This is a genomic window from Teichococcus wenyumeiae (genome assembly GCF_003696345.1).
In the GTDB taxonomy this organism is placed as follows: domain Bacteria; phylum Pseudomonadota; class Alphaproteobacteria; order Acetobacterales; family Acetobacteraceae; genus Pseudoroseomonas; species Pseudoroseomonas wenyumeiae.
This window is the reverse complement of the sequence record NZ_RFLX01000010.1, coordinates 91164-107603: the sequence shown is the minus strand read 5'-3', so window position 1 is coordinate 107603 and position 16440 is coordinate 91164. Positions and strand designations below refer to the sequence as shown.

17 protein-coding genes are annotated in these 16440 nt (G+C 71.6%); 11 read left to right on the top strand and 6 right to left on the bottom strand.

Annotated elements, in window-relative coordinates:
• Nucleotide 1 precedes the first annotated feature (1 nt).
• The 3 genes from EBE87_RS14710 to EBE87_RS14700 are packed head-to-tail and all read right to left on the bottom strand — an operon-like array spanning nucleotide 2 to nucleotide 3095.
• On the bottom strand, nucleotides 2-961 hold the full coding sequence (locus EBE87_RS14710) for a hypothetical protein (protein ID WP_199707616.1): 960 nt from the start codon (nucleotides 959-961) through the stop codon (nucleotides 2-4).
• On the bottom strand, nucleotides 958-1905 hold the full coding sequence (locus EBE87_RS14705; RefSeq protein WP_122140053.1) for a diacylglycerol/lipid kinase family protein: 948 nt from the start codon (nucleotides 1903-1905) through the stop codon (nucleotides 958-960). Before EBE87_RS14705 ends, EBE87_RS14710 begins: the two co-directional genes overlap by 4 nt.
• Nucleotides 1905-3095: a CDP-alcohol phosphatidyltransferase family protein gene (locus EBE87_RS14700; protein WP_233560107.1), complete on the bottom strand. Its 1191-nt coding sequence runs from the start codon at nucleotides 3093-3095 to the stop codon at nucleotides 1905-1907. The genes EBE87_RS14705 and EBE87_RS14700 overlap by 1 nt, the downstream gene beginning before the upstream one ends.
• Here EBE87_RS14700 and EBE87_RS14695 point away from each other — a divergent pair.
• The gene (locus EBE87_RS14695) at nucleotides 3075-3998 is read left to right on the top strand and encodes a metallophosphoesterase family protein (RefSeq protein WP_122140052.1); all 924 of its coding nucleotides are present in this window, start codon (nucleotides 3075-3077) and stop codon (nucleotides 3996-3998) included. The genes EBE87_RS14700 and EBE87_RS14695 overlap by 21 nt on opposite strands.
• Here EBE87_RS14695 and EBE87_RS14690 read toward each other — a convergent pair.
• The gene (locus tag EBE87_RS14690) at nucleotides 3982-4521 is read right to left on the bottom strand and encodes a DUF2141 domain-containing protein (protein ID WP_158611651.1); all 540 of its coding nucleotides are present in this window, start codon (nucleotides 4519-4521) and stop codon (nucleotides 3982-3984) included. The genes EBE87_RS14695 and EBE87_RS14690 overlap by 17 nt on opposite strands.
• A gap of 31 nt (nucleotides 4522-4552) precedes the next feature.
• On the opposite strand from EBE87_RS14690, the gene EBE87_RS14685 reads away from it, so the two are divergent.
• Genes EBE87_RS14685 through EBE87_RS14665 form a run of 5 tightly spaced genes read left to right on the top strand, consistent with a single transcriptional unit; the run spans nucleotide 4553 to nucleotide 9276 of the window.
• Nucleotides 4553-4996 (top strand): HIT family protein, encoded by a 444-nt coding sequence (locus EBE87_RS14685; protein ID WP_120639869.1) that lies wholly within the window; start codon nucleotides 4553-4555, stop codon nucleotides 4994-4996.
• Entirely contained in the window at nucleotides 4996-6294 is a 1299-nt protein-coding gene (locus EBE87_RS14680) for an LptF/LptG family permease (protein WP_120639870.1), read from the top strand. Before EBE87_RS14685 ends, EBE87_RS14680 begins: the two co-directional genes overlap by 1 nt.
• Nucleotides 6291-7355: an LptF/LptG family permease gene (locus tag EBE87_RS14675; RefSeq protein ID WP_120639871.1), complete on the top strand. Its 1065-nt coding sequence runs from the start codon at nucleotides 6291-6293 to the stop codon at nucleotides 7353-7355. Before EBE87_RS14680 ends, EBE87_RS14675 begins: the two co-directional genes overlap by 4 nt.
• The gene (locus tag EBE87_RS14670) at nucleotides 7355-8512 is read left to right on the top strand and encodes a GNAT family N-acetyltransferase (protein ID WP_233553355.1); all 1158 of its coding nucleotides are present in this window, start codon (nucleotides 7355-7357) and stop codon (nucleotides 8510-8512) included. The genes EBE87_RS14675 and EBE87_RS14670 overlap by 1 nt, the downstream gene beginning before the upstream one ends.
• A complete protein-coding gene (locus EBE87_RS14665) occupies nucleotides 8509-9276 on the top strand; it encodes a nucleotidyltransferase family protein (RefSeq protein WP_233553356.1) in 768 nt (255 codons plus the stop codon). Before EBE87_RS14670 ends, EBE87_RS14665 begins: the two co-directional genes overlap by 4 nt.
• 9 nt (nucleotides 9277-9285) lie before the next feature.
• Here EBE87_RS14665 and EBE87_RS14660 read toward each other — a convergent pair whose 3' ends face one another.
• On the bottom strand, nucleotides 9286-10059 hold the full coding sequence (locus EBE87_RS14660) for a phosphocholine cytidylyltransferase family protein (RefSeq protein WP_199707709.1): 774 nt from the start codon (nucleotides 10057-10059) through the stop codon (nucleotides 9286-9288).
• A 287-nt stretch (nucleotides 10060-10346) separates the two neighbouring features.
• On the opposite strand from EBE87_RS14660, the gene EBE87_RS14655 reads away from it, so the two are divergent.
• From EBE87_RS14655 to fbaA, 3 genes are all read left to right on the top strand, one after another.
• Nucleotides 10347-12089 (top strand): fatty acyl-AMP ligase, encoded by a 1743-nt coding sequence (locus EBE87_RS14655; protein WP_120639873.1) that lies wholly within the window; start codon nucleotides 10347-10349, stop codon nucleotides 12087-12089.
• Between the two features lie 3 nt (nucleotides 12090-12092).
• A complete protein-coding gene (locus EBE87_RS14650) occupies nucleotides 12093-13082 on the top strand; it encodes an NAD-dependent epimerase/dehydratase family protein (protein WP_120639874.1) in 990 nt (329 codons plus the stop codon).
• Nucleotides 13083-13191: 109 nt separating this feature from the next.
• Nucleotides 13192-14289, top strand: coding sequence for a class II fructose-bisphosphate aldolase (gene fbaA, locus EBE87_RS14645; protein ID WP_120639875.1), 1098 nt, complete (start codon nucleotides 13192-13194; stop codon nucleotides 14287-14289).
• Nucleotides 14290-14561: 272 nt separating this feature from the next.
• Here fbaA and EBE87_RS30325 read toward each other — a convergent pair whose 3' ends face one another.
• On the bottom strand, nucleotides 14562-14693 hold the full coding sequence (locus EBE87_RS30325; RefSeq protein WP_267898258.1) for a hypothetical protein: 132 nt from the start codon (nucleotides 14691-14693) through the stop codon (nucleotides 14562-14564).
• Nucleotides 14694-14919: 226 nt separating this feature from the next.
• Between EBE87_RS30325 and EBE87_RS14635 the strand changes: the two genes are divergently transcribed.
• Together EBE87_RS14635 and EBE87_RS14630 are read left to right on the top strand one after the other, a co-directional pair.
• Nucleotides 14920-15684 carry an SDR family NAD(P)-dependent oxidoreductase gene (locus tag EBE87_RS14635; RefSeq protein ID WP_120639876.1) on the top strand — a complete coding sequence of 255 codons (765 nt, stop codon included), beginning with the start codon at nucleotides 14920-14922 and terminating at the stop codon, nucleotides 15682-15684.
• Nucleotides 15677-16435: an SDR family NAD(P)-dependent oxidoreductase gene (locus EBE87_RS14630; RefSeq protein ID WP_233560105.1), complete on the top strand. Its 759-nt coding sequence runs from the start codon at nucleotides 15677-15679 to the stop codon at nucleotides 16433-16435. Before EBE87_RS14635 ends, EBE87_RS14630 begins: the two co-directional genes overlap by 8 nt.
• Nucleotides 16436-16440: the final 5 nt, after the last annotated feature.

Genomic DNA, 16440 nt, shown 5'->3' with positions numbered 1-16440 from the left:
CTCAGCGCACCGCACCCCGCCGCAGCAGCCGCCACAACAGGCGGGGCGCGGCGAGGATGGGGTGGCGGCGCTGCCAGTCGGTCAGCGCCAGCGCCTCCCCGGAATGGCGCTCGATCTTCCAGGCCAGATAGTCGGCGCCGCCCTCGAAGGTGAAGGCGGCCTTGACCAGCCGCGCCACGTTCAGCGGCTTGCCCAGCCAGCGCCGCAGGGCCCAGCCGGCACCATGGCGCCAGGACGGCGCCAGCCCCGGCGTCAACCGGCCCTCGGCATCCGGGGTGGCGTCCAGCCCCTGCGCGGCGAAAGCCAGCGGCAGGTTGCCGTCGAACCACTCCGGCGCCGCCTCATGGATGCTGTTGCCGCGCCCCTGGCGTTCGGTGCGCAGCTCGGCGCCATAGGTCTTGGCGAAGAGCGCCTGCCAGAAGCCCGCTGGTGCCGCGCGGCGCGGCCCCAGCCGCACGGCCCAGAGCGCGGCGGTGGCGAAGGCCCGCGCCCCGGCATCAGCGGCCCAGGCTGCGGCCTCGGCATCGCGGGCGTAAACCAGGGTCGTGGGCTGGCAGAAGCGGGCCCAGATGGTGGTGTCCAGCGTGCCCGGCCGCAGCCGGCGCTCGAACTGCCGGCGGGAGAGCACGGCGACCTTGGCACGGACTTCCCCCATGCCTTCCGCCCGCCCGACGCGCTGCATGACATTGGGCGGCAGGGCGGCATTCAGCAGCGCCGGCAGCCAGCGGCGGTGGAAGGCGCGCTGGCCGTCATGCACCACGTAAAGGTCCAGCAGCCCGGAGGCATCCCCGGTGCGGCGGCAGGAGCCATAGAAGAGCACCGCCCGCACGGCCCCGCCATGCTCCGCCACGATATCCCGCGCGAGCGCCAGGGCACCGGCCATGGCGGGGGAAGGGGCTTCCGGCACCGCCATCTCGGCCGCCACCCGTGCCGCCAGCGCGGCCTGTGCCGTGCCGCTCATGCCGCGACGAAGGTCAGCGGCGCGGTGGCCGAGAGGCGGATGCCATCCGGTCCGGGCTGGAAGGTCTCGCCATCCAGCACGAAGCCATCCCGCAGGCCGATGTGCAGCGTATCGGCGCGGCCGCTGCGCCAGCCGGGCAGGGCCGGCGACCGGCCGCGTAGCAGGGACCAGAGCCCGGCGCCCAGCCGCTGCGGCGGCGCCGCCACGTCCAGCACGCGGATGGCGCCCTCACCGTTGCCCCAGAAAGGCCAGAGGCCCAGCATCAGCCGGTCCAGCGTGGTGGCCAGCAGGATGAAGCGCTGCCCACCCACGGCGGCACCGCCGTCTCGGGCCACCTGCATGGCGGTGCCCTGCCGTAGCGCGCGGCCGAAGGCGCCGCGCCCGGCCAGGGCCTGCACCGCCATCATCACGCCGGTCATGCCCACTACCGCGTTGTCCATCAGCCCGTGGCGGTGCAGCCGGCCCTCGGCCAGGCCAACGGCGCGGGTGAAGGCGGCGGCGCCGAAAAGCAACCCGCGCATCGGCGCCGCGTCGGCACCCGAGACTTCCAGCACCGGCCGGGATTGCCGCCGCAGCCGCCCGGCCCCGGCCGCCGCCAGCAGGCGCCGCAGGTCGGTGGGGTCCTCCCGCCGCCCGGCGGCGGGGTATCCGAGGGTATGGGCGGCCAGGTTGGTGCGGCCGGCGGGCAGGGGGGCGATGGCCGGCATGGGCCCGGCCCAGGCCTGGGGCAGGGCGCTCAGCACCTCGCGCAGCGTGCCGTCGCCGCCATGCACCGCCAGCACCTCCACACCATCCGCCGCGAATCCGGCCAGGGCGGCACGCAGGGCCTCACGGCTTTCGGGCGCGGCATGGGGCAACCGGGCGGCGGCCTCGGCCAGCCCGGCCTGGCCGGCGCGGTGGCTGCTGCTGCGCGGGTTGCTGATGATGCCGATGCGCGGCGCCATCAGGCATCCAGCCAGGAGCGCAGCGGCCCGCGGCGCCGGGCCAGCATCGCCTGGATCGTGACCACCAGCTGCTCGACACAGCAGAGCGCCGTCCAGATCGCCACCAGCAGGATGCCGATATCGGGCCGGCCGACCAACGCCAGCGGGGTCAGCAGGATCAGGTTGGGGTTCCGCCGCGCCAGGATCAGCCGGAAGAAGCTGTCGAAGTGCCGCCAGACATGGATATGCATGCCGAAGGCGCGGATGAAGATGCCTTCCTGGATGCGCTGCAGCACATAGCCGCCGAAAATGACGATGCCCACCAGCCAGGGGTCGGCCAGCGGCATGCCGGCGGCGCTGCAGCCGGCGATCCAGGCCAGCCACCAGAAGGGCGGGTGGATCAGGTCCGTCAGGTGGTCGAAGTAATTGCCGAACTTGGTGGAGGTCAGCGTCACCCGCGCCAGCTTGCCGTCCACGGTGTCGAGGAAGGTCATCAGCCAGCCGGCGATCAGGCCCGGGATGAAGTCGCCCTGGTAGAACCACCACAAGGCCGCGAAGACCAGCAGCAGGCTGAAGCCGGTCACCTGGTTGGGCGTGATGCCCAGCGCGGCGCAGGCGCGGGTGACATGGAAGGCCGGCACCGGCCACCAGTACTTGGTCACCACATCCGTCACGCCTTTGTAGGCGCCGCCGAACATCCGCCATTCCACCGCGCGGCGGCTCTCGGCCGTCAGCTCCAGCACATAGGCGGAGCCGCGCTTGCGCAGCGCCTGGTCATAGGCGCCCACCATTTCCGCCGGGGCGGCGGCGGCAAGGCCGGCGAAGGCCGGGTCGGTGGTGGGGGCGCCGGCCAGCAGCGCCTGGGCCACGGCCTCGGCCTGGGCGGCACCGGCCCCGGTGGGCAGATGCGCGGCAACGGGCCGCCGGTCCTCGGGCCGCAGCAGCAGGGTGCCGGGGGAGCGGGCCATCTGGCCCACCAGCGCGGCGTCATAGACATGGTCGGCGCGCAGCAGCAGGGCGGCACTCTCGCCTGCCCCGGCCACCGGCACCTTGGCGCGGGTCAACGCGCGGCGCAGCAATTCGGAGGAAGGCATGCTCCAGACCGGCACCGGCCCCTCGCCCAGCAGCCGTGCCGCCACTGGTGCGGAGGCATTCGCCGCCGGCGTGGCAGCCGCTATGGTCGCGCCCCTATGACCCTGGTCCTGGCCCATCTTTCCGATCTCCACCTGCCACCCGAGGCTGGGCCGACGCTTCGGCAGCTCTTTGGCAAGCGCTTGCTGTCCTACCTTGCGTGGCAACGCAAGCGTCCGCGGCGCAAGGAACTGCCTTTGCCCCACCTGCTGGAGGATCTGGCGGGCTTCGCGCCGGACGCGATCGCCGTCACCGGCGACCTGACGCATTTCGCCCTGCCGGACGAGTTCCGGGCTGGCCGTGCCTTCCTGGCGCGGCTGGGTCCGCCGGGCAAGGTGCTGGCCATTCCCGGCAATCACGACGCGCTGGTGCCGGTGCCCTGGGCGGCGGGACTGGGCCAATGGGCCGAGTGGATGCGTGGAGACACGGAAGCCTTCGCCGGCTTCCCCTTTCTGCGCCGCATGGGCGATGTGGCCATCATCGGCCTTTCCTCCGCCGTGCCGACGGCGCCGGGCCTCGCCTCCGGCCGTCTGGGGCGGGAGCAACTGGACAGGCTGGCAACGCTGCTGGCGGAGACGGGGCGCCAGGGCCTCTGCCGTGTGGTGCTGATCCACCACCCGCCTTTGGGCGAGAACCGCCGGCGGGGGCTGGATGACCGCGCGGCGCTCATGCAGGTGCTGGCGCGGCATGGGGCGGAGATGCTGCTGCATGGCCACAGCCACCGGCCGGCGCTGCTGCCGGTCGCGGGCCCGGCCGGGCAGGTGCTGCCGAGCATCGGGGTACCCCAGGCGCTGGCGGGGGCTGGGCACCGTCACCTCGCGCGCTGGCATCTCTACCGCATCGGGCCGGAAGGGGGTGGCTGGGCGCTGGAGACCCTGGTGCGCGGCTACGACCCCGCCGTCGACCGCTTCCGCAGCCTGGGCCGATGGCGCCTGAGGCTCGGCCGCGCCGTGGGGGAAGCTGCGGTCAGTATCGCAGCCTGATGGGCACGCGGGCGCCTTCCGGCCCCACCTGGAAGCGCACGGACTCGAAGCTCGGCAGGCCGATCACGGTCGGCGCGTCATTGGAGAAGCCATAGCCTTCGGCCGGCATGCCCAGCAGCGTGCGGTTGAAGTCATGGTCATTGTTCTCATCGTGATAGACCGCGACGGCATAGACGCCGGGGGCGGAGACGGCGAAGCAGGCCTCCGCCTGCGTGCCGCGCATCGGCACGCGCTGCCGGGCCAGCTTGCCGTTGCGGGCCAGGAAGCCCTCGGGCCGGCTGCCGTAGAGCGTGATGGTCATGTTGCCCGCCACCTTGCGCGCGCCGGTGACCACCACCTCGATCCGCGGCCCCGACGGGGCGCCAGGTTCGCCGCAGGTCCCCGCCACCTGTTCCGCCGCGCGGGCAGGCGTCAGCGGCGCCAGGGCCAGCATGGCGAGCAGCACAGGCCAGCCACGCCTGAGCCGCCGCAGCCGCCCCTCGTCGTCGGAGGCCGGAGAGACTATGTTGACCGCCGGAAGCACCCTTCGTCCCCTCTGTTTTTTGAGACGCGGCATGCCAAGTGCGACACTGAACAAGTTCGGTTATCCCATGACACTGGTGGCGGAGACGACGCACTGGGCGGTGCTTGTGCGCCCGGAGCAGCCGACACTCGGCAGCCTGGTACTGATCTGCCGGGAGCCTGTCACGGCCTTCGGCGAGGTCAGCCCGGCCGCCTTCGCCGAGATGGGCGGTGTGGTCGCCCGGATCGAGGCCCTGCTGCGGGATTTCACCGGCTACGCCAAGATCAACTACCTCATGCTGATGATGGTGGACCCCGACGTACATTTCCACGTCATCCCCCGCTACGAGGGCAGCCGCGAGCATAACGGCCTTTCGGTGCCGGATGCCGGCTGGCCCGGCCCCCCGGCGCTGGGCACCGCCGTGAAGCCGGATGAGGCGGCGCTGAAAGACCTGGTTGCCACGCTGCGCGCGCGCTGGGCCGGCCTGCCGGCCTGATGGATACCGCCCCCGCCACGCTGGAGGCGCGGCCGCGTGCAACCAGGGGCGCCGGCAGCCCGCTGGTGACGCGCTACCTGCTGCGCCTGCTGGGGCGGCCATTGGTGGCGACCCTGCTGGTGGTGCTGCCGGCGCTGCTGCTGGAGCGGCTGCTGCGGCTGTTCGATCTTGTCGCCACCAGCGCCGGCGCGGTGGGGCCGGTGATCCAGCTGGTGCTCTTCCTGGTGCCGCATTACATCGGCCTGGCGCTGCCGGCGGCCTTCTTTGTCAGCGTCTTCACCGTCATCACCCAGCTCAGCGAATATCATGAGCTGGATGCCCTCCAGGGCACCGGCATGTCCCTGTCGCGGCTGTCGCGGCCCTTCCTGGCGGTGGGCGTGGCGCTGACGCTGCTGGGGCTGGCGCTGCATGGCTACATGCAGCCGCTCGGCCGCTACAACTACCGCGCCGCCTTCAATGCCGTGACCCATGCTGGCTGGAACGCCAAGGTCGGCGCGGGGGACTTCATCCGCCTCGGCAGCCGCCTGACCGTGACCGCCGATTCAGTGGATCCCAGGACCGGCCAGCTCACCGGCGTCTTCATCGAGCAGCGGCGCGCCGATGGCACCGAGGTCACCACCACCGCCCGGCGCGGCTGGCTGGTGCGCCAGCCCGACGAGGGCACGCTGGTGCTGCAACTGGAGGGCGGCTCGCAGATCGAGGTTTCCCCCGATGGCGAGGTGCATACCCTGCGCTTCGGCGATTCCTCCATCACGCGCCCCTTCAGCCTCACCATCCCGCCCTTCCGCGCCCGTGGCGACGACGAGCGCGAGATGACGCTGGACGAACTCTGGAAGGCGACGGCCGGCCCGCCGCCTGTCCCGACCGGCGGCGGCGATCCGATCCCGCCCCAGCGCCTGGTGGGCGAGCTGCATGGGCGGCTGGTGCGCTCCTTCTCCTTCGCGCTGCTGCCGCTGCTGGCGGTGCCGATGGGCCTGGGTGCCAAGCGCACGCGGCGCTGGCAGGGCGTGGCGCTCTCGGCACTCATCCTGGTGATCTACCACCACGGCGTGCAGCTGGCGGAATCGCTCGGCGATGTCGGGCTGATCGACCCGCGCCCGGCGCTCTGGGGCCTGTTCGGCGCCTTTGCCATCTTCTCGCTGCTGGCCTTCCGCCATGCCAACCGCAATCCCTACGAAGGCCCCTTCGACGCCGTGCTGGAACGGCTGGAGGGCATGACCGCCGCCATCCGCAGCCGCCTGCCGCGCCGCCGCCGCCGTGCCGCCACTGAGACTTCCTCCGAGGCCATGCGGCCATGATCCGCCGCCGCTACCTGTCCCGGATGTTCCTCGGGCGGCTGCTGGCGGCGCTGCTCGGGCTGGCGGCGCTGATCCAGTTGCTGGACCTGCTGGACCGCGCCAGCGAGGTGCTGCACCGCGGCGGGCTGCTGGACCTCGTCCGCTATGCCGGGCTGCGGCTGCCCAGCGTGCTGGGCCAGATGGTGCCGCTGGCGGTGCTGATCGCCGGGATGCTGACGCTGCGGCGGCTGGCCATGACGCTGGAGATGACCGCCCTGCGCGCGGCCGGCATTCCTGTCCGCCGCGTGCTGGTGATGCTGCTGCCCGCCTGCGCCATGGCGGCGGTGGCGCAGGCGCTGCTGCTGGGGGTCGTGGCGCCGCGCACGGAACGCGCCCTGGCCGCTTGGTGGGCGCGCACCGAAAGCCGCGCCCTGGTGCCTGACAAGAAGACGCAGCGGGTCTGGCTGCGGGCAGGCTCGCAGATCATCGGCATCGATCGCGTTTCGCTGGACGGCACGCAGTTGCAGGGCGTGCTGCTGGTGCCCCGCAGCGCCGATGCCCTGGCCCTGGCCCGCATCGAGGCCGAGAGCGCCGAGCATACCTCCGCCGGCTGGATGCTGCGCGGCGTGCGCGTGGCGGAGCCTAGCGGCGCCGTGCTGGCCCGGCAGGCGCTGCGCCCCTGGCCCGAGGGCCCGCCGCCAGCCGAGATCCTGGACGTGGCGCGGCCCACCGATGCGCAGGAGCCCTGGTGGCTGCTGCGCGCCCTGCGGCGGGAGAAGGCCGTGGACCGTGGCCCCGCCTTCTACCAGACGCGCCTGCACACCATGGCGGCCCGGCTGCTGGGCCCCTTCGTGATGCTGCTGCTGGCGGCCGTGGTGGCCTTCGATGTACCGCGCCGCGGCAGCAGCATGGCGCGGTCGCTGCTGGCGCTGTCCCTGGGGCTGGGCTTCATGCTGCTCAGTGGCCTGCTGGGGGCGCTGGGCGAGGCCGGGGTGATGCCCGCCGCCCTGGCCGTCTGGACGGCGCCTATCCTCTTCGCCGCGATTGGCGGCAGCCTGCTGATCCGCTTCGAGGAACAATGATGACTGAGCACAGCCGGGCGGCGGTGGAGATCGTCCCGGTCTCCGGCGCCGCCGCCATGGAGCATTTCATCCGGCTGCCGGAGCAGTTGCTGCGTGGCGACCCGCGTTTCGTGCCGCCGTTGCGGATGGAGCGGCGGATGGCCTTCTCGCCGCGCAAGAACCCCTATTTCCGCCATGCCGCGGCCGCCTTCTGGCTGGCGAAGCGCGGCGGGCGGGTGGTCGGGCGCATCAGCGCGCAGCAGGACCGGCTTTCCCCGCCCATGCCCGATGGCAGCCCCGCCGGCCATTTTGGCCTGCTGCTGGCCGAGGACGACGCCGAGGTCCATGCCGCCCTGCTGCGCGCCGCCGAGGGTTGGTGCGCCGCGCGCGGGGTGAAGCGCATCACCGGCCCCTTCAGCCTCTCCATCAATGAGGAAAGCGGGCTGCTGGTGGCGGGTTTCGACACGCCGCCCATGCTGATGATGCCCCATGACCCGCCTCATACCGCCCGGCACCTGGAAGCGCTGGGCTATGGGCGGGAAAAGGACCTGCTGGCCTACCGGGTGGAAACCGCCGCGCCGCCTTCCGCCGCCGCCGCGCAGCTTGTCGGGCGCGGGCTGCCGCCGGGCGTGGTGCTACGGCCCATCCGCATGGGCGAGATGCGGCAGGAGGTCGCGCGGCTGGTGGGCATCTTCAACGATGCCTGGGCCGGCAACTGGGGCTTCGTGCCCATCACCCAGGACGAGGTGGACGCCATGGCCACCGCCCTGAAGCCGTTGCTGCGGGAGAAGCTGGTCTGGTTCGCGGAGGTGGAGGGGGAGGCTGTGGCCTTCGCCGTCTGCCTGCCCAACCTGAACGAGGCCATCCGCGACCTGGACGGCAAGCTGCTGCCGCTGGGTTGGGCCAAGCTGCTCTGGCGGCTGAAGGGCCACCGCATCCACACCGCGCGGGTGCCGCTGATGGGCGTGAAGCGCAGCCTGGCCAAGGGGATGCTGGGCCGGGTGCTGCCCTTGTTCATCGTGGATGCGCTGCGGCGGGAAGCGCGGGCGCAGGGCATCCGCACCATCGAGATGTCCTGGGTGCTGGACGACAACCTCCCGATGCGCCGGCTGGCGGAGGCGGTGGGCGGCGAGGCCTACAAGACTTATCGCGTCTTCGGCAAGGACCTGGCGGCGTGAGCGGCGTCACCGCCCTGGTGCTGGCCGGCAGCCGTGCCGGCGCGGCCGACCCCATGGCCATGGCCGCTGGCGTCTCGCACAAGGCGCTGCTGCCGGTGGGCGGCGTGCCCATGCTGGCGCGGGTGCTGGAAGCACTGCGGGACAGCCCCCGTATTGCCCGCACCGTGGTGATGATCGAGACGCCGGAGCGCAGCCTCGACGGCTTTCCGCTGGAGCCCGATGTGCTGCTGCGCCCGGCGCAGCCCTCGCCGAGCCGCAGCGTCGCGGCCGCGCTGGAGGAATTTGGCGCGCCGCTGCTGGTCACCACCGCCGACCACGCGCTGCTGACCCCCGCCATGGTGGCGGAGTTCATGGCCGACCTGCCGCCCGGCGTGGACGTGGCGGCGGGTTTGGCGCGGTCCGAGGTGGTGCTGGCCGCCTGGCCGGATGCACGCCGCACCTGGATGCGCTTCCGCGGCGGGCGGTTCAGCGGCTGCAACCTGTTCTGGATGGGCACGCCGCGCGCCGCCCGGGTGGTGGAGTTCTGGCGGCGGGTGGAGCAGCAGCGCAAGAAGCCGCTGGCCATGGTGCGGATGCTGGGCCCCTGGGTGCTGCTGCGCTTCGCGCTGGGCCTGCTCAGCCTGCCGCAGGCCCTGGCAGCCCTGGGCGCCCACACCGGCGCACGGCTGGCGGCGGTGGAGATGCGTTTCGCCGAGGCCGCCGTGGACGTGGACAAGCCCGCCGACCTGGAACTGGCCGAAGCCGTCCTGGCGCGGCGGGGCTGAGGGCAGGGGCTACTCGGCCGCCGCGGGCGCGAGGCCATCCTGGCGCCAGCGCTGGCCCAGCAGTTCCGCGCGCATCACGTCGGCGGGAAAGTCGATCTCGCCCCAGGAGAGGCCCTCGATGGAGGCGACGCGCACCTCGGTCTCGGCCGAAAGGGCGTCGATGACAGAAAGGTACCAGCGCTTCAGCCCGTCCGGCTGGCGCATCATCGCCTCCACTCCGGCCGCGAAGCGGGCGCCGCCTTCCTCGCGGAACAGCAGCATGCCGATCGACTCGCCGTGGGTGCGCTCCGGCGGCAGGGTCTTGCCGACGGCGCGCAGCCGCATGCCCTCCAGCGAGACCTTCATGTCGTCGTCGTCGTAACTCGGCTTACGGTCGATGGTGACCGTGATCGGGGCCGGCGGCGCCTGCAGCAGGCGGGCGAGAATGGCGGGCTCGAAGAGCGTGTCGCCGTTCAGCAGGATACAGCCGCCCTCCCGGCTGCCGTTTTCCAGCACGTCCCGCGCCAGGAAGCAGCTGCCGATATTGTCGGCCACGGCGAAGAAGGGATTGAACCGCGTCCGCACCCCGGCGGCGAAGGCGCCAAGCCCCGCCAGCATCTCATCGACCCGGTCGGCACCGAAGCCGGTCACAACTGTGACATCGGTGACGCCGTTGGCGGCCAGCGCCCGGAGCTGCCATTCCAGCACGGGCATGCCGGCAACGGGCAGGAGGCACTTGGGGCGGGTTTCGGTCAGGGGCATGAGGCGCCGGCCCTGGCCGGCGCAGAGAATAACAGCACGCAAGATATTCTGGTCCTCATCGGCCGGGGCTGCGGCAGTGCCGCGGAGCCCGGTGCCTGAGCTCCGGGTCAAGGGGGTTAAACTAGCATCTGGCCTGCTCTTACGCCACGGCAGGGCAGCCCTGCGCTTGCCTTTGTCATCCAATCGCAAGATTGACGTGGTGGAAGCGAGTCTCTAGGCAGGCGGGGCGTGCTCCCGCTCTGCGGAGCCGTCTCCATGCCCGCCGGAGCTCTAGGCGGGCTGTGTTCGTTTCCGGCAAGGCCGGAGCATCAGGGCGGAGATAGCTCTACATGCCGCTTCCGATCCCGACCTTGAGCGGCCTTCCGCTGCGCCGGGGTGAGTTCGAGACGTTGCCACAGGCCCTGGACTACGCCGCCGGCGGGGCCACCGGGCTGGCTTTCCATTCTATTCGTGGCGGCCATGTCGCCAGCCTTCCTTACCGCGAGTTGCGGCAGGATGCCCTGGACCTGGCGGCACGGCTGCTCGGCGCTGGCCTGCAGCGAGGGCAGCGGGTGGCCATGCTGGCGGATACCTCGCCGGACTTCGTGCGGGCCTTCTTCGCTGCCCAATATGCCGGGCTGGTGCCGGCCCCGCTGCCGCTGCCGCCGCCCTTCGGCGGGCGCGACACCTATGTGGCGCAGGTCGAGCGGCTGTTGCGCGAGTCGCATGCCGCGGCGCTGTTTGCCCCCGGTGAGATCCTGCCCTGGCTCTCCCCCGTGGCGGAGCAGCTGGGCCTGAAGCTCTTCGGCACGGTGGAGCAGATGCGCGGCGTGCAGCCGGGCGCCGAGGCGCCGGTGCCGAGCGGGCCCGACGACATCGCCTACCTCCAGTTCTCCTCCGGCAGCACGCGCCACCCGGCGGGCGTCGCGGTGCGGCAGCGGGCGGTGATGGCCAATACCTCCGGCATCATGCAGCACGGGCTGAAGATGCGGATGGGCGACCGCACCACCTCCTGGCTGCCCTTCTACCATGACATGGGGCTGGTCGGCTTCCTGCTGACCCCGATGGCCGGGCAGCTTTCGATCGACCTGATGCCGACGGCGGATTTCGCGCGGCGGCCGATGATGTGGCTGTCGATCCTGTCCGAGTACAAGGGCACGCTCTCCTTCAGCCCCTCCTTCGGCTACGAGCTTTGTGTCCGCCGCCGCGCCGCCGTGCCGGAAGGGCTGGACCTGTCCTCCTGGCGTGGCGCGGGCCTGGGCGGCGACATGATCCGGCCGCATGTGCTGGCCAGCTTCGTGGAAACCTTCGCGCCCTACGGCTTCCGGGCCGAGGCGCTGGTGCCCAGCTACGGCATGGCGGAGGCGACGCTCGCCATTTCCTTCGCGGAGCTGGACCGTGGCATCCGCACGGACGAGATCGACCTGACACGCCTGGAGACCGACGGCCGCGCCGAGCCGGCCACCGAGGCCACCGAGCGGCGCCGCCAGTTCGTCGCCTGCGGTGCCGTGCTGCCGGGGCATGAGCTGGATATCCGCGATGCCGAGGGCCACAGCCTGCCGGACCGGCAGGTGGGCAGCATCCTGGTGCGCGGCCCTTCCATCATGCTGGGCTACGACGGCCAGCCGGAGCGCACCGCCGAGGTTCTGTCCGCCGATGGCTGGCTGGATACCGGCGACCTCGGCTACCGCCTGGATGGTGAGGTGGTGATCACCGGCCGCGCCAAGGACGTGATCCTGGTCAAGGGCCGCAACATCTGGCCGCAGGACCTGGAATGGTCGGTGGAACAGGCGGTGCAGGGCCTGCGCACCGGCGATGTCGCCGCCTTCTCGGTGGATGAGGAAGGCGAGGAGACGGTGGTGGTGCTGGTGGAAGCCCGCGGCGCCCCGGACCCCACGGCGCGGGAACGGCTGATCGCCGATGTTGGCGGCGTGCTGCGTTCCCGCCACGGGCTGGAAAGCCGGGTGGTGCTGGTGCCGCCGGGCGGGCTGGTGCAGACCTCTTCCGGCAAGTTGAGCCGGGCCTGGACGCGGCGGAAGTACCTGGAAGGCGCCTACGGCCCGGTCGCGAGCGCGAATTCGGAAGCCGCCTGACGCATGGGGCTGGTGGCCGTCACCGGCGGCACCGGCTTCGTCGGCCGCTATGCCGTCGCGGCGCTGGCGCGGGCGGGGTGGTCGGTTCGCCTGCTGGTGCGGCGGGACCCGGTGCACCCGCTGCTGCGGGACGTGGTGCCGGAACTGGTGCTGGGCGACCTTGGTGACGAGGCCGCGCTGGCCCGGCTGGTGCGTGGCGCCGATGCCGTGGTGCATATCGCCGGCCTGACCAAGGCGCCCGATCTCGAAGGTTTCCTGCGCGTCAACCGCGACGGCACCGCCCGCATCGTCGCCGCCGCGGCGCGCGAGGCACCGGGAGCACGGCGGCTGCTGGTTTCCTCGCTTGCGGCGCGGGAACCGGCCCTGTCGCATTACGCCGCCAGCAAGCGGGCAGGGGAAGAAGCGGCACGCGCCGCGCCGGGTGGCGAGGGCTGGACCATCCTGCGCCCCGGCGTCGTCTATGGCCCGGGCGACGAGGAAGGAAAGGCGCTGCGTGGCCTGGCCACCGCGCCGCTGGCCGCCATGCCGGGCCCGCCGGAACCGCGCCTCGCCATGGTCCACGCCGCCGATGTGGCGGAATCCATCGCCGCTTTCTGCGGCGCCGGAATGGCAGGCGGGCTCTACGAACTCTGCGACGAGCGGCCCGATGGCTATGGCTTCGCCGAGGTGCTGGCCGTCACCGCCGCCGCCCTGGGCCGCAAGCCGCCGCGCATGTTGCGGCTGCCGGATGCCGTATTCCTCGGCGCCGGCACGGCGGCGGATCTCTGGGCCGGCCTCAGCGGTCGGCGCGGCATCTTCGGCCGTGGCAAGGCACGCGAGTTGCTGCACCGCGACTGGAGCGCCAACCCGGCGCTGCTGCCGCCCGCCACGCTCTGGGCACCGCGTATTTCCCTGGCGCGGGGCATGGAAGGCGTGGCGAAATGGTGGGCGGATGGCTCCGCCGAGGTCACGCTTGCTGGCGCCCATCTACCCGGCGTCGACAATTCGGATTAGTGTCTCGGCCCCTGCTCCAAGACGCAGGCCGGGACCACTTCATCATAGCTGCGGCCGGGCTTCCGCCGATGGCGCAAAACAACCACCGTGGGGAACAACGATGAACGACATGGTACAGGGCAGCCAGGCACAATCCGGCAAGAAGCTGCAGCCGGGCGTGGTGACCGGCGCCGACTACCTCACGCTGCTCGAGGCCTGCCGCGAAGGCGGCTACGCCCTGCCCGCGGTGAACGTGGTCGGCACCAACAGCATCAATGCAGTGCTGGAAGCGGCCGCGAAGAACAAGTCCGACGTCATCATCCAGCTTTCCAACGGCGGCGCGCGCTTCTTCGCCGGCGAGGGCTGCCCCGATGCCGCCGCCGCCCGCGTGCTGGGCGCTGTCTCCGCCGCGCAGCATGTGCATACCGTGGCCAAGGCCTATGGCATCTGCGTGGTGCTGCACACCGACCACGCCGACCGCTCCCTGCTCGGCTGGGTCAATGACATGATCGACCATGGCGAGGAGCACATGAAGCGGACCGGCAAGCCGCTCTTCTCCTCCCACATGATCGACCTTTCGGCCGAGCCGCTCGATGTGAACATCGAGGAATGCGCCAAGGTCCTGAAGCGCATGGCGCCGCTGGGCATGAGCCTGGAGATCGAGCTGGGCGTGACGGGCGGCGAGGAAGACGGCATCGGCCATGATGTCGAGGAAAGCGCCGACAACGCCCACCTCTACACGCAGCCCGAGGACGTGCTGAAGGCCTGGGAAGTGCTCTCCCCAATCGGCCACGTCACCATGGCGGCCTCCTTCGGCAACGTCCACGGCGTCTATGCGCCGGGCAACGTGAAGCTGCGCCCTGAGATCCTGAAGGCCTCGCAGGAAGCGGTGTCCAAGAAGTTCGGCGGCGGCGACAAGCCGATGGCGCTGGTCTTCCACGGTGGCTCGGGCTCGGAGAAGGACAAGATCACCGAGGCCGTGTCCTATGGCGTGTTCAAGATGAACATCGACACCGACACGCAGTTCGCCTTCGCCGAGCCGGTGGGCGCCTATGTCGATGCCAACCCGGTGGCCTTCAAGCACCAGATCGACCCGGCCACGGGCAAGCCGCAGAAGAAGCTCTACGACCCCCGCAAGTGGCTGCGCGCGGGCGAGAAGGGCATCGTGAAGCGCCTGGACGAGGCCTTCGCCGACCTGGGCTCCGCCGGCCGCTCGCTGGCGCAGTAAGCGACGTCGGCCCGGCGCGTCACGGCGCGCCGGGCCAACCCTCGGCCTGGCTGAGGGCACGGGCCGCCTCGACGGCCAAGGCCGGACGCGGCGGCGGAAAGTTTCCACCTCCCATTCCGCCAGCGATGCCGCGACATGGATCGTGGCCACCGGCTGCCCCTCCTGGTTCCGCACCGCGGCGGCCAGCACGAGCTCTCCCAGAAGTGTTTCCTCCGCCGCCAGGGCGAAGCGCACCGCATAGATCACGCTGGTACCGTCAAACAGGCTGAGGTCTACCCGTTCCTGCACCAGGGAGTGGCGCCCTGTACCAGCAGGTTCATTCGCAAGGCATCGAACGAGCGGTCCGGCAGCCGCTTGCCCGGCACCAGCCCCGCGCCGCGTTCCAGATAGCCCAGCACCTGCAAGGTATGCGCGATGCGCCGCGCCGCGCCTGCTGCCCGAAGGCTTCCAGCACGCGCATGGCGCGTTCCACCGATTGCAGGAACAGCCGGTCGTCCGCGCCCTCCGGTAAGGCGGACGCTCTCCCTTTGACAGCTTCACCGCCGCTTCTTAGACTCGTTTTCCAATGTAACCGTATTGCTGGGAGATACGGTTCTTGTCCAGCATTCTTTCGGCATTCGGGGTTGCGGCATGGGTGGACGTTTTGATGGACGGGTGGCGGCGGTCACTGGCGCCGCCTCCGGCCTAGGCCGCGCGGTGGCGGAGGCGCTGGCGCGCGAGGGGGCCCGGCTGCTGCTGATGGACCGCGACGCGGCGGGGCTGGAGGCATTGGCTGCGGCCTGCCCTGGCTCCCATGCCGTCGCGGTGGATGTTTCCAGTGCGGCCGACATGGCGCGCGCGGCGGCGGAAGGGCTGGAACGCCTGGGGCCCGCCAGCCTGCTGGTCACCGCCGCCGGGATGCTCGGCCCCACCGTGCCGGCGGTGGAGGCGGAGGAAGCAGACTGGGATCGCGTCTTCGCCGTCAATGTGAAGGGCACCTGGCTGACCGCGCGCGCCTTCATTCCGCAGATCCGGCAGGCGGGCGGCGGCGCGGTGGTCACCATGGCCTCCACCGCCGGACTGGCGGGGTCGCTGGCGTTGCCGGCTTACTCGGCCAGCAAGGGTGCGGTGGTGATGTTCACCCGCTCCCTGGCGCTGGCGCATGCGCCGGAGGGTATCCGCGTCAATTGCGTCTGCCCCGGCTCTATTGAGACGCCGATGCTGGAAGCCACCTTCGCCGCCGCCGGGGATGAAGCGGCGGTGGCCGCGCGCATTGCCGCCTTCCGTGCCCGCCATCCGATGGGCCGCTTCGGCAAGGCGGGGGAGGTGGCGGACACCGTGTTGTTCCTGCTGAGCGAGGGCGCCGGCTTCGTCACCGGTGTCGCCCTGCCTGTCGATGGAGGCCGCCTTGCCTGATCCCACCCGCTTTGCCGGAAAGGCTGCCATCGTCACCGGCGCGGCCGGCGGCATCGGCGCGGCCACGGCCGCCCGCCTCGCTGCCGAGGGCGCCCAGGTCCTGCTGGCCGACCGCGAGCCCGGCTTCGCCGCCCCGCCCGGCGCCGCCACCTGCGTCGTGGACATCACCGCGCCCGATGCCGGCAAGCGCCTGGCCCAGGCGGCGCTGGATGCCTTCGGCCGCATCGACATCCTGGTGAACAATGCCGGCATCGGCGGCTCCCGCCCTTTGCTGGAAAGCGACGATGCGCTGATCTCGCGCTTTGTCGATACCAACCTCAGCGCCGTGCTGCGCGTCACGCGCGACGTGCTGCCGCATCTGACGCTGCCGGGCGGCTGCGTGGTGAACCTGTCCTCCGTGTTCGGCCTGGCGGGCTATCCGGGCAGCACGGCCTATGCGGTGGCCAAGGCGGGCATCGCGCAATTCACCCGGCAACTCGCGGCTGAGCAGGGGCCGCGCGGGCTGCGCGTCAATGCCGTGGCGCCCGGCGTGATCGAGACGGCGATGACCAAGGGCCATTTGCAGAATCCGCACTACCAGCAAGCCATGTTGGCCACCACGCCGCTGCGGCGCAGCGCGAAGCCGGAGGAGATCGCCGGCGTCATCGCCTTCCTGGCCTCGGAGGATGCTTCCTTCGTGACGGGGCAGGTGATCGTGGCCGATGGTGGTTGGCTGGACGGGCGCCACCCGCCGCGCGACGACGAACACTGAGAACA